The organism is Vibrio sp. Y2-5 (assembly GCF_014596725.1).
In the GTDB taxonomy this organism is placed as follows: domain Bacteria; phylum Pseudomonadota; class Gammaproteobacteria; order Enterobacterales; family Vibrionaceae; genus Vibrio.
In genome coordinates, this window is sequence record NZ_JACVEG010000006.1 from 166,813 (window position 1) to 179,323 (window position 12,511).

At 44.7% G+C, this 12,511-nt stretch carries 12 protein-coding genes; 6 read left to right on the forward strand and 6 right to left on the reverse strand.

What is annotated here, in order from left to right:
- Positions 1–112 precede the first annotated feature (112 nt).
- From HUO09_RS15460 to HUO09_RS15470, 3 genes are all read right to left on the reverse strand, one after another.
- The gene (locus tag HUO09_RS15460) at positions 113–1,381 is read right to left on the reverse strand and encodes an O-acetylhomoserine aminocarboxypropyltransferase/cysteine synthase family protein (protein ID WP_188234502.1); all 1,269 of its coding nucleotides are present in this window, start codon (positions 1,379–1,381) and stop codon (positions 113–115) included.
- 136 nt (positions 1,382–1,517) lie between these two features.
- Positions 1,518–1,997, reverse strand: coding sequence for a DUF2780 domain-containing protein (locus HUO09_RS15465; RefSeq protein ID WP_167411904.1), 480 nt, complete (start codon positions 1,995–1,997; stop codon positions 1,518–1,520).
- Between the two features lie 99 nt (positions 1,998–2,096).
- A complete protein-coding gene (locus tag HUO09_RS15470; protein WP_167411903.1) occupies positions 2,097–2,717 on the reverse strand; it encodes an FKBP-type peptidyl-prolyl cis-trans isomerase in 621 nt (206 codons plus the stop codon).
- 264 nt (positions 2,718–2,981) lie between these two features.
- Here HUO09_RS15470 and HUO09_RS15475 point away from each other — a divergent pair, with 264 nt between their 5' ends.
- Entirely contained in the window at positions 2,982–3,545 is a 564-nt protein-coding gene (locus HUO09_RS15475; protein ID WP_188234503.1) for a LysM-like peptidoglycan-binding domain-containing protein, read from the forward strand.
- A 22-nt stretch (positions 3,546–3,567) separates the two neighbouring features.
- Here HUO09_RS15475 and HUO09_RS15480 read toward each other — a convergent pair whose 3' ends face one another.
- On the reverse strand, positions 3,568–4,029 hold the full coding sequence (locus HUO09_RS15480; RefSeq protein ID WP_167411901.1) for a GNAT family N-acetyltransferase: 462 nt from the start codon (positions 4,027–4,029) through the stop codon (positions 3,568–3,570).
- A 174-nt stretch (positions 4,030–4,203) separates the two neighbouring features.
- On the opposite strand from HUO09_RS15480, the gene dbpA reads away from it, so the two are divergent.
- Entirely contained in the window at positions 4,204–5,586 is a 1,383-nt protein-coding gene (gene dbpA / locus HUO09_RS15485) for an ATP-dependent RNA helicase DbpA (RefSeq protein WP_188234504.1), read from the forward strand.
- A 16-nt stretch (positions 5,587–5,602) separates the two neighbouring features.
- Here dbpA and HUO09_RS15490 read toward each other — a convergent pair whose 3' ends face one another.
- Together HUO09_RS15490 and cpdB are read right to left on the reverse strand one after the other, a co-directional pair.
- Positions 5,603–6,154 (reverse strand): Crp/Fnr family transcriptional regulator, encoded by a 552-nt coding sequence (locus HUO09_RS15490; protein WP_373563703.1) that lies wholly within the window; start codon positions 6,152–6,154, stop codon positions 5,603–5,605.
- A gap of 109 nt (positions 6,155–6,263) precedes the next feature.
- Positions 6,264–8,225: a 2',3'-cyclic-nucleotide 2'-phosphodiesterase gene (gene cpdB, locus HUO09_RS15495; RefSeq protein ID WP_188234505.1), complete on the reverse strand. Its 1,962-nt coding sequence runs from the start codon at positions 8,223–8,225 to the stop codon at positions 6,264–6,266.
- A 307-nt stretch (positions 8,226–8,532) separates the two neighbouring features.
- On the opposite strand from cpdB, the gene cobA reads away from it, so the two are divergent.
- The 4 genes from cobA (at position 8,533) to cysC (ending at position 12,498) form a co-directional block, all read left to right on the forward strand.
- Positions 8,533–9,414: a uroporphyrinogen-III C-methyltransferase gene (cobA, locus tag HUO09_RS15500; RefSeq protein WP_188234506.1), complete on the forward strand. Its 882-nt coding sequence runs from the start codon at positions 8,533–8,535 to the stop codon at positions 9,412–9,414.
- A gap of 81 nt (positions 9,415–9,495) precedes the next feature.
- The gene (cysD, locus tag HUO09_RS15505) at positions 9,496–10,404 is read left to right on the forward strand and encodes a sulfate adenylyltransferase subunit CysD (RefSeq protein ID WP_167411897.1); all 909 of its coding nucleotides are present in this window, start codon (positions 9,496–9,498) and stop codon (positions 10,402–10,404) included.
- A 17-nt stretch (positions 10,405–10,421) separates the two neighbouring features.
- Positions 10,422–11,852, forward strand: a complete 1,431-nt coding sequence (gene cysN / locus HUO09_RS15510) for a sulfate adenylyltransferase subunit CysN (protein ID WP_042485257.1) — start codon at positions 10,422–10,424, stop codon at positions 11,850–11,852.
- A 25-nt stretch (positions 11,853–11,877) separates the two neighbouring features.
- Positions 11,878–12,498 (forward strand): adenylyl-sulfate kinase, encoded by a 621-nt coding sequence (gene cysC, locus HUO09_RS15515; RefSeq protein WP_167411896.1) that lies wholly within the window; start codon positions 11,878–11,880, stop codon positions 12,496–12,498.
- The last annotated feature ends 13 nt before the right edge of the window (positions 12,499–12,511 follow it).

Consider the following 12,511-nt stretch of genomic DNA (forward strand, 5'->3'; position numbering starts at 1 on the left):
ACACGTTTAGATTTGGTCATTGCTGTAAAGGCCAGAATCCAATAAACCAATATGTAGAAGTGAACAATATCCCTGCTTTCACAGGGAACACTGTTATCTTGTGTAGTCTTCGTTAAGCATTCAACGCTTGTTCTAAATCTTCGATAATGTCATCAATATGCTCAATGCCGACAGACAGACGAATCATTTCTGGAGAAACGCCAGCTTGTTTCTGCTCGGCTTCCGATAACTGACGGTGTGTCGTTGAGGCAGGATGACAAGCCAGTGACTTTGCATCACCGATATTCACTAGACGTTTAAAGATCTTCAGAGCATCGTAGAAGCGAACACCGGCATCGTATCCATCCTTTAAGCCGAAAGATAAAATTCCGGAAGGTTTGCCTTTCATGTATTTCTGAGCAAGTGGGTAGAATTTTGAATCTTCTAACCCTGCGTAGCTCACCCAGCTCACTTTGTCGTGGTTTTGCAGATACTGAGCCACTTTTAGTGCGTTTTCGCAATGACGCTCCATGCGCAGTGACAGCGTTTCCAAGCCCTGCATCAACATAAACGCGTTCATAGGTGACATGGCAGAGCCAGTGTTGCGAAGTGGTACGGTACGAGCACGACCAATAAATGCTGCTGGTCCGAAAGCTTCGGTATACACCACATCATGGTATGACGGTTCAGGGTTATTTAAGGTCGGAAAGCGTTCTTTATGTTCAGTCCAAGGGAACTTACCCGAGTCAATGATCATTCCGCCGAGTGTAGTGCCGTGACCACCTACATACTTGGTTAATGAATGCACCACGATATCTGCACCAAACTCAATTGGTTTACATACGGCAGGTGAAGCAACGGTGTTGTCTACAATAACTGGAACTCCTTGCGCGTGTGCGAGCTCCGCTACTCGTTCTAAATCAACAATATTCCCTGCTGGGTTACCAATAGATTCACAATAAACGGCTTTGGTTTTTTCATCGATCAATGCAGCTAGGCTTTCAGGACTATCATCTTTGGCAAAACGAACTTCAATCCCCATGCTAGGGAACATGTGGGCAAACAGAGTGTAAGTACCGCCATAGAGTTGCGGTGTGGAAACAATGTTATCGCCTGCTTGAGCCAAGGTCAGAATTGCATAATGAATCGCTGCACTTCCCGCGCTAACAGCCAGACCTGCAATACCGCCTTCCAAAGCTGCCATACGTTTTTCTAGTACATCATTGGTTGGGTTCATGATGCGAGTGTAGATATTGCCAGCGACGGCTAGGTTGAACAGGTCAGCGCCGTGCTGAGCGTTATCAAATTCGTAGGCGACAGTTTGATAGATAGGTGTTGCCACTGATTTAGTCGTGGGATCGGTCTCGTAACCGAAGTGGATAGCTAAAGTCTCGTCTTTCATTACTCTTTTACTCGTCCTTGGGGAAAATAAAAGAATTGCACACAGATTAGGCAACAGACAAGAAGAAGTTTGTTTGTTTTCTATGCAGTAATAAACGCGTCACAAATGTGTTTATGTGACGCGCTAGCGGATAGAGTTATTGCCACAGAGAGCCTAGTGAACCCAACAAATCTGAAGATGCGCCTTGGCTGGTTAAGTATTGCAAGACCAGTGGGGCAAATTGAGAAACCATGCTCGAATCTAATCCGAGTTTATTGAACACTTTATTCACTGCTTCCATATCGGCAATTTTGGCAAATGCATTGCTCGATTCTGACAGGCTGGTTAGTTGACTTAGCCCTGGCAACAACGATTCCAGTTCAGAGCTGTTAGAGTCTGAAAGTTGGTTTTGAGCAAGAGCCAATAAGCTACCAACACCTCCTGCGGCTTGTGTCTCAGAAACCGGTAGCTGACTGGTAATTTGTGTCAGTAAAGCCGAGTTAGATTCAGTTTGAGATAAAGTACTGCTAACCATACTTGAGAGATCGTTACTTTCACTGAGTTTGCCCAAGAATGCGTAGCTAGGGGATGTGAAAATAGTGCTAGCAAGCACTGTGATGATGATGGATTTTTTCATTCTGATTCTCGCGGACGAATAAAGTTGAATATCTTAAGTCTAGATAAAAAAAGCGACGCTGAGCGTCGCTTTAACAATCATATTTCGCAACATTCTGAATTACAGAATAGCAAGTAGTTCTACTTCGAATACTAGAGCTGCGAATGGAGGAATCGCTGCACCTGCACCACGCTCGCCGTATGCAAGGTCGTGAGGGATGTACAGTTTCCATTTAGAGCCAACAGGCATCATTTGTAGAGCTTCTACCCAGCCTTTGATTACGCCAGTTACTGGGAATTCAGCAGGTTGACCGCGAGATACTGAGCTATCAAATACAGTACCGTCTACTAGCTCACCGTGGTAGTGAACACGTACTTGTTTGTCCGCTGATGGAATTTCACCAGTACCTTCAGTAATTACTTCGTACTGTAGACCTGAGTCTAGAACAGTCACTTCTGAACGTAGCGCGTTATCTTGAAGGAAAGTTTCGCCTTCAGCTGCAGCTACTTTTGCTGCTTCTTGACGAGCTTCTTCTGCACGAGTGTGCATTGCTTGTAGAGCTTTGTTGATTTCGTCTACTTCGATAGCTGGCATGTCGCCAACTAGCGCAGTTGCGATACCAGCAGCAATAGCGTCAACGTTAAGACCTTCTAGGCCACTACCTGCTAGTTGCTGGCCCATTTGTAGACCGATACCGTAGCTAGCTTTCTGCTCAACGGTTTCAAATTTAACTTCAGACATAAATGTCACTCTTTTTAAGATAAACAAAGTCCAAAGGATACCAGTTTCGAGCTAGTGATGAAACGCCAGAACCCAATTCGTTTGATAAACTCTAACTGAACGGTTGTGTTGCGGTGACTTGTGCATATAAGGTGTGACTAAGCGCAGATCCCAAAGAAAAATCTTCAAGATTGTGTAAAGCTTTATTAGATAACCGGGTGAGGCTCTATACTCATGGCTCTTGAGTTTTTATACTGAGTCTACGAAGTAAAGGAACGGATAAAAATGAACCGTCGACATAAGAAAAAGCAGCAGACAGATTACATTGCATTGGCTCAAGATAAGTGGAACGCTATTGATTGGCAGGCTTATCTCGACAATTTGAAGCGTTTTTGGTCGCTATTACCGAAGTTTCATCAAAAGGCACTGATGGTGTTGATACCTTTAGTGATAGTTATTGGTTTTATTCCATTCCCAGATAACGCTAGTTCAGATTCTGCTGAGCCGGTTAACAAGCGTGTGGAACTGGATATCAATACTCGTGGATTAAGCGAACAGAAGGCATCGAACAGTTCTCCGTTGGAATCGAATGCTTGGCGCGAATACACGGTACAGAAAGGAGATACGCTTTCTCAGGTGTTCCGTATCAACGAGTTGCCGATGAGTGACTTGAATTCACTAGTTAAAATTGAAGGTTCAGATAAACCGTTAAGCCATATTCAACAAGGTCAACTTATCCGTTTTAAGCTGGCGGAAGATGGCAATCTGGATATATTGCAGCTTGAGCGTAATGGTCAGTCAGTGATGTTCTTTAAGCTCTCTGAAGGTGGATTCGGCCGCAGTAAATAAAGCCCACTGCGGCATTTGTTCTCTATGATGGGATAACTGTGCGTTTCATATCGATATGTGGGATCCCATCTTCCAAATACATATCTGATGTTTTTACAAACCCATGTCGTTGATAGAACTCCGCCAAATGTTCTTGCGCGCCGATTTCTATTTCTTCATTTGGCCATATTTGCTGACATTGAAACAATGCTTCCTCTAGTAGCTTATGACCTAACCCTGAACCCCGCTTCCCTGATTTGGTCGCCACTCGCCCGATACTGATACTCGGGTAACTGACGCCTTTTGCTAGCAGTCGTGCACAGGCAACGATTTCATCGTTGTCGTAGCCCAGAAGATGAAATACACCGTCAAGATGATCTTTGTTGTCCAGCTCAGGATAAGGGCAATTTTGTTCTACGACGAAGACATCAACTCTTAACTTTAATAATTCGTATAGTTGTTGTGTTGTTAGTTGTGAAAATGGAAGGCATTGCCAAGTAAGCATCTACAACAAACTCCTTGTTATGATTGGTGTTTGACAATCTATCAGTTAGAAGCGGAGAAAGCATTACAGATGTGCCAGCTCGCTAATTGAAATTAATCGAATATTCATTGGTGCTTGTCACAAAAACATTGATAATAGGCGCCTTAATTTTTCGTATAACCAAAGGACGTCCCCTTGAGTGATACTTCATTTTCGGCTTTAAACCTAAAGCCAGAATTGCTTTCTAACCTAGAAACTATCGGCTTTACAAAAATGACGCCGATACAAGCACAATCGTTGCCAGCGATTCTAAAAGGACAGGATGTCATTGGCCAAGGAAAAACAGGATCTGGTAAAACCGCCGCGTTTGGACTGGGTGTTCTGTCGAACTTAGACGTAAAACGCTTTCGAGTTCAGGCATTGGTACTGTGTCCAACTCGCGAATTGGCTGATCAAGTGGCAACCGATATTCGTACCCTTGCTCGTACTATTCACAATATCAAAGTGTTGACGCTTTGTGGCGGCATGCCAATGGGGCCGCAAATTGGTTCTCTGGAGCATGGCGCGCACATTTTGGTGGGAACACCAGGACGTATTCTTGATCACCTAAGCAAAGATCGAATTGATCTCAGTGAGTTGAATACTCTCGTGTTGGATGAAGCGGATCGTATGCTCGATATGGGTTTCCAAGATGCGCTAGAAGCGATCATTGATCAAGCTCCGGCTAAGCGTCAGACTCTATTGTTTAGTGCGACCTATCCGGATTCAATTCAGCAGATCGCGCAGAAAGTGACGCATGATGCGCTGATGATTAAAGTGGCGGCAACTCACGACACATCAAGCATCAAGCAGTATTTCTATAAAGTCGAAGGCAGCGATGCTCGTGACGATGCGTTAGAAACCTTGTTACTAAAGTACCAGCCTGAATCTTCAGTGGTGTTCTGTAATACCAAACGTGAAGTGCAGCATGTGGCTGATGAGCTTCATCATCGTGGTTTTAGTGTGATTGAACTACACGGTGATATGGAGCAGCGTGAACGTGACCAAGCTTTGGTTCAGTTTGCCAACAAGAGTATCTCAATTCTGGTTGCAACGGATGTGGCGGCACGTGGTTTAGACGTTGATAACTTAGACGCTGTGTTCAACTTTGAGCTGTCTCGCGACCCAGAAGTCCACGTACACCGTATTGGTCGTACTGGTAGAGCGGGAAGTAAAGGTTTGGCATTTAGCTTCTTTAGTGACAAAGAGATGTACCGAGTGGCTCAAATTGATGAGTACATGGATATCGCTGTCGAACCTACGCCACTGCCGCAAAAGCCAGCAGGCACAGCACCGTATCAAGCTGCAATGGTGACGATCCAAATTGATGGTGGTAAGAAGCAAAAAGTTCGTGCCGGAGATATTTTAGGTGCGCTGACATCTGACGGTGAACTCTCTGCCGCTCACATCGGCAAAATTAACTTATCTGCCATGCGTTCTTATGTGGCAGTTGAGAAAGGTATCGCGAAAAAGGCATTGAGCAAATTGTCTAACGGCAAAATGAAAGGGCGTCAGTTCCGAGCTCGTTTCGTTAAGTAATATTCTTATACGCTGATTAAGCGATGATATCGCTTAATGTCTCTGGCGTAATACCTAAATAGGCGGCGAGGTGATGGTCACTAAGCCGCTCTATCAAATCCGGAAATTGCTGAGCAATGATTTGATAACGTTGTTCAGGTGTATAGAGCAACGAAAACCTTTCTTTATTCTCTTTATGAATCAGCTGTACTTCTAGTAGCTTTACGTACATTGGGTGCAGTGTTGTCCGCCAATGCTGAAAGACCTCTACAGGCAAACAAATGAGTGTCACAGGGCTAAGGGTTTCGAGCAAATAAGGAATGGGTGAATATTGAGTTATAGCTTCACAGTCTAAAATCCACTCTTGTCCCCAGACGAACTCTTTACTTAGAGTGTCACCTTGAGATGTCAGGTAACTGGCATGACATACACCTTCAAAAACAAAATACACATGACTTAGTTGCTCACCTTGATTGACTAAGATATGGCGCGTCGGTAGTTCAAGTATCGATGATGCTTCGAATAGTTCTAAAGCCTCATTTTCATCCAGTCTGTAATCTTGCATCTGAAGAATAAAGTCTTGATAGATAGCCTGTTCTTGTGGAGTCATTTCCTGTCCTTGCGTTGCCATCGCTTGTTCACTGCAAATAAAAAAGCCGCAGCGTGTGCTGCGGCTGATATTTTACAGCAATCTACGTTTATTTTTGTAGATTGATACGGTAAATACCGAAACCTGCGTCGTCAGTTCCCACTAACTCCATCGGGTATTGACCTTTCTCTTTGATAAATTTCGCTGCTTTTTCACTTGGTGAAGTTTCGAAGCGAATATCCAGTTTGGTCTTAGACTTAATTGGCGCAAATGACCAGTTGTTGTCAGCGCTTGGTGTTACTTCGCCTTGCTCTTTACTTACGCGAGCAATGTAATCCGCTACCACTGTACGGTTTTCATCCGGTGAATCAAATGCGATGAAATCAGAACCTGTGCCTGGGAATTTGTTGCTGTACGCACGGTAGTTGTTTGTCGCAATCAGGAACGTCTGCGCAGTATCAATTGGCTTACCTTTGTAAGTCAGGTTAACAATACGCTGAGAATCAGGATTGATAACTTTACAGTTACCGTCGTATTTCGCAGGTTGAGTGATATCGATCTGGTAGTTTACGCCATCGATCACGTCGAAGTTGTAAGTTCGGAAGCCATCCCAGTCGATAAGTGATTGAGGCTTGCTAGAGTTCACGTCAATTTGCTTAAACTGACCCGCTGAACATTCCAGCCACTCTTTAACTTCTTTACCTGATACTTTCAATGTGACTAGCGTATTAGGGTATAGGTATAAGTCCGCTGCATTACGGAACGTAAGTTCACCCGATTCTACTTCAGTAAAGTTAGATGGGTCATTCTTACGACCGCCCGCTTTGAACGGTGCAGCAGCAGAAAGGACAGGTAGTCCATCAAGGTTTGGATCGCCTTGGATAAAGCGTTCTACGTAATCTTTTTGTGCCAAGCTGACGATTTGAATGGTCGGGTCATCTTGTACTAACGCTAGGAAGCTGTACATTACGTCATTCGATTTACCAATTGGCTGGTTAACGAATTCGCGAGTACCTTTGTGGTCTGCTTCAAGTGCTTTTACGATACCTGCATCCGCTTCAACCAGAGCTTTCTTACTCGCTTTATCAAAGATTGGACGAGCTTCAGATTGACCATTGGTTACTGCCCATTTGCCATCTTTTTGCTCAAGCGTCAGATCCATTACCCCTACGTGGCTACCCCAGCGACCCGGCATTACCGCAGTTACGCCATTGATGGTGCCTTTCTCAATGTCTGCACCAGCAACTTTTGCAAATTCTTTACTTGGGAACACCGCATGCGAGTGACCGAATGCAATAGCGTCAATGCCTTTTACTTTGGTTAAGTAGTAAACCGAGTTTTCCGCGCCTTCTTGGTACTCTTCAGTTGAGATACCTGAGTGTGGAATCGCAACGATGATGTCTGCGCCTTTCGCTTTCATTTCTGGGATCAGCTTTTCAGCTGTCTTCTTGATATCGCGAGCAATCACACGTCCATCAAGGTTTTTCTTATCCCACACCATGATTTGTGGTGGAACGAAACCGATGTAACCGACTTTAACTTCGTGCGCTTTGCCATCCGTATCTTTGAAAGTATGCGTTTTAATGATGTATGGCTGGAACAGATGCTCACCATTCGATGCGTTGTAAACGTTGGCGTTGACATAAGGGAATTTGGCATCGTTGATGGTTTCTTTCAGGAAATCTAAACCATAGTTAAATTCGTGGTTACCGATGTTACCCACATCGTAAGAGAGTTGGTTCATCGCTTTGTAGACAGGGTGAACTTCGCCAGCTTTAATGCCTTTTGCTGCCATGTAGTCACCCATTGGGCTACCTTGGATCAAGTCACCGTTATCAACCAGAATGCTGTTGGTTGCTTCTTGGCGTGCTTGCTTGACTAACGTTGCTGCTCGAGTCAAACCAATTTTTTGAGATGGTTTGTCTTTGTAATAGTCATAATCCATCACGTTAGTGTGAATATCAGTTGTCTCGATAATACGTAGTTTGATGGTATCAGCCATAGAGGGACCGGCCATGGTCAACAAACCACCTAAAATGGCAATAGATAGAGGTTTGACTGCAACTGTCATTGTGTACTCCAATTGATTAGGAAAGTGATAACTCGATAAATGTATCAAGTTATTATGAAACAATGATTTCATATTCTATAAAAGTGTGAGGTTGAGCATTCAAATGCTGCGAAATGGTGCCAGTTGTCACCATTTCGCCCCAAGATGTCACATTTCTAGTTTCTTAATATAGAAGCTCTTTTCCCCTTTGCCGCCTCCCCATGCCAACTACTTATCAGTTTTTCGAATAAAAAATGAAATTTTAGAATTTCAGGTAATAAGAAGAAGCCACCATAATGCTTTCATCAATTGGTAAAGGATGACAATCATGGCTGGCTCAGAAAACGTTTCAACGCTGCCAAAGCAGAAAACAACACGCTTAGTCGCTGTTGATGGCGCTGCACCAGAAAGCAAATGGACGAGTCTTTCTCGCAGCCAGCTTCAGGCGGGTGAAGTGGCATTAGTCGGTGCGGGTCCGGGAGATCCAGAACTGCTGACGATTAAAGCGCTTAACTTACTGCAACAGGCTGATGTGGTGTTGTATGACTACCTCGTCTCTGACGACATCATGGCTTTAGTGCCAACGGACACCATCTTGGTTTGTGTTGGTAAGCGTGCTGGTCACCACAGTGTTCCTCAGGAAAAAACCAATCAACTGTTAGTGGATTTTGCTAAGCAAGGTCACCGAGTGGTTCGCATTAAAGGTGGCGATCCATTTATGTTTGGGCGCGGTGGTGAAGAACTGGAAGTGTTGTTTGAAGCGGGAATCAAGTTTCAAGTCATTCCGGGAATCACCGCAGCAGCAGGAGCAACCGCTTATGCTGGCATACCTCTCACCCATCGTGATTTTGCTCAGTCTGCTCTGTTTGTCACTGGTCATCTCAAAGCTGAAGCGGCAGATATGGATTGGTCTACGCTCGCAAGAGGTAATCAGACTTTAGTGATTTACATGGGGTTGATGAAATCGAGCACCATCGCTCAGCAGCTTATCGAACATGGTCGAAATGCATCAACACCGATCGCGATTATTGAACGTGGTACTCAGTCATCCCAGAAAGTGTTTCGCGGTCAACTAAGTGAATTACCTCAGCTTGCCACTCATGCCCAGTCTCCTTCGTTGATTGTGATTGGTGAAGTGGTGGCCTTGGCAGACAAACTTCAATGGTTTAACGACAGCTCAACACGTCAAGAACAGTATCAATACGCATAAATACAATTATTGGTCGGGCTGTTTAATTTTATAAACCAAAAGTCCGCCAAGCCATAAGGCAGCTAAAAGGAAGCACGCAAAATGGATCAACAACGCTTAACCCATTTAAAACAGCTTGAGGCCGAAAGCATTCACATTATTCGTGAAGTTGCTGCGGAGTTTGCAAACCCAGTGATGATGTATTCCATCGGTAAGGATTCATCCGTGATGCTTCATTTGGCACGTAAAGCGTTTTATCCGGGCAAAATCCCATTCCCTCTTCTCCATGTTGATACTGACTGGAAATTCCGCGACATGATCGCGTTCCGAGATGCGACAGCAGAAAAATACGGCTTTGAGCTATTGGTTCATAAGAACCCAGAAGGTATCGAAATGGGCATCAGCCCGTTCGTGCACGGTTCTTCAAAACATACCGACATCATGAAAACTCAGGGCTTAAAACAAGCGTTAAATAAGTACGGTTTTGACGCTGCCTTTGGTGGCGCACGTCGTGATGAAGAGAAATCCCGCGCAAAAGAACGTGTGTATTCGTTCCGAGACAAGAACCATACCTGGGACCCAAAAAATCAACGTCCAGAGTTGTGGAAAACCTACAACGGTCAGATTAACAAAGGTGAGAGCATTCGTGTGTTCCCACTTTCAAACTGGACTGAGCTGGACATCTGGCAATACATCTATCTGGAAAATATCGAAATCGTTCCTCTCTACCTTGCTGCGGTTCGCCCAGTCGTGGAAAGAGACGGCATGCTGATCATGGTGGATGACGAGCGTATGGAAGTTCAACCTCATGAAGAGATTCAACATAAGAGTGTTCGATTCCGTACTTTAGGCTGTTACCCACTGACGGGAGCCATCGAATCAGAAGCCAACACGCTGACTGAGATCATCGAAGAGATGTTAGTCGCAACGTCTAGTGAACGTCAAGGACGTGCGATCGACCATGATCAGTCTGGATCAATGGAATTGAAAAAACGCCAAGGTTATTTCTAAGGATCTAAGGAAATAGAATGAATAGTGCAGTTCAAGCAGAGCTTTTAGAGCTCGGTATCGAAGGTTACCTGAGTCAACACCAACACAAATCGCTACTTAGATTCCTAACCTGTGGTTCAGTTGATGACGGTAAAAGTACCTTAATTGGTCGTCTGCTACATGACTCAAAACAGATTTATGAAGATCAACTTGCGGCGGTTCACTCTGATAGCCAGCGCGTTGGCACAACCGGTTCCCGCCCAGATCTCGCATTGCTGGTGGATGGTCTGCAAGCTGAGCGTGAGCAGGGTATTACTATTGATGTGGCTTACCGTTATTTCTCAACTCAGAAGCGTAAGTTCATCATCGCGGATACTCCGGGACATGAGCAATACACCCGCAATATGGCTACAGGCGCTTCAACCTGTGATTTGGCGGTTATCTTGATTGATGCGCGTAAAGGTGTGTTGGATCAGACTCGTCGCCACTCGTTTATCTCTAACTTGCTGGGCTTGAAACATTTCATCGTTGCAGTCAACAAGATGGATCTCGTGGATTACTCACAGCAACGTTTTGAAGAGATTCGAGCAGAATATCTGGAGTTTTCTAAACATCTGCAAGGCGAGACAGATATTCAAATCATTCCTATCTCCGCTTTAGAGGGAGATAACGTTGTTGAGAAAGGTGAAAACCTCGGCTGGCATAAAGGTCCTGCGCTGCTTGAGCTATTGGAAACAGTAGATATCGACCATGAAAAAGGCAGCGGTGAATTCCGTTTTCCTGTGCAGTACGTTAACCGTCCAAATCTCGATTTCCGTGGTTTTGCAGGAACGATTTCATCAGGTTCAGTCAGTGTTGGTGACAAAATCAAAGCGTTGCCATCAGGAAAAACTTCTACCGTTAAGCGCATTGTAACCTTTGATGGTGATTTGGAAACGGCACAGGCAGGTTTAGCAGTCACACTGACTCTGGCTGATGAAATTGATATCAGCCGTGGTGATTTGATCGTGCTTGAAAACGCACAGGTTGAATCAACCAACCATCTGCTTGCTGATGTGGTGTGGATGACTGAGCAGCCACTCAAAGTTGGCCGCGAATACGATATTAAGATCGCAGGTAAGAAGAGCGTAGGTCAGATTACCTCTATTCGTCATCAGTACGATATCAATAACCTGTCTACTTTCCAGACTGAAGAATTACCACTGAATGGCATTGGTCTGTGTGAATGGACATTTAACGCTCCGATTGCTTTAGACAAATATCTGGATTGTGCGGATACCGGTGGTTTCATCGTGATTGACCGTCTGACTAACGTTACCGTTGGTGCTGGATTAGTTCGTGACAGTTTACAGAATGTAGCGCAACAACAAGGTCAGTTCTCTGCATTTGAAGTAGAACTTAACGCATTGATTCGCAAACATTTCCCACATTGGGATGCGAAAGATTTAACTCAGCTGCTAAAGTCATAACAGTCAGAAGAATAAGGAAAAAGTTATGGACTCTTCATCAAGTGCTAAAGATGAGAATATCGTTTGGCATCAGCACTCGGTAGATAAAAACCTGCGTGCGGAGTTAAAGCAGCAAAAGCCCGCCGTTCTTTGGTTTACCGGACTTTCTGGCGCGGGTAAATCAACGATTGCGGGTGCACTAGAGACGCGTCTCGCTCAGTTGGGGTATCACACCTACTTACTGGATGGTGATAATGTTCGTCACGGGTTGTGCTCAGACCTTGGTTTTTCTGAGCAAGATCGTCGTGAGAACATTCGTCGTATCGGAGAACTGGCTAAGCTGATGGCGGATGCCGGCCTTATCGTATTGACGGCGTTTATTTCTCCTCATCGAGTAGAGCGCCAAATGGTGCGTGATTTGCTGCCTGAAAGTGAGTTTATGGAAGTGTTTGTGAATACTTCACTGGAAGTGTGTGAGCAGCGCGACCCGAAAGGCTTGTACAAGAAAGCCCGAGCTGGAGAAATTGCCAATTTCACTGGCATTGATTCCGCTTATGAAGCGCCTTTAGATCCAGAAATTGACTTACCCGCAGGTGACGAGAATATCGATACGCTGGTTGATTTATGCATTGCTGAGATGGCAAAACGAAAAATCATCTTTCAATAGAAATCGCATTAAG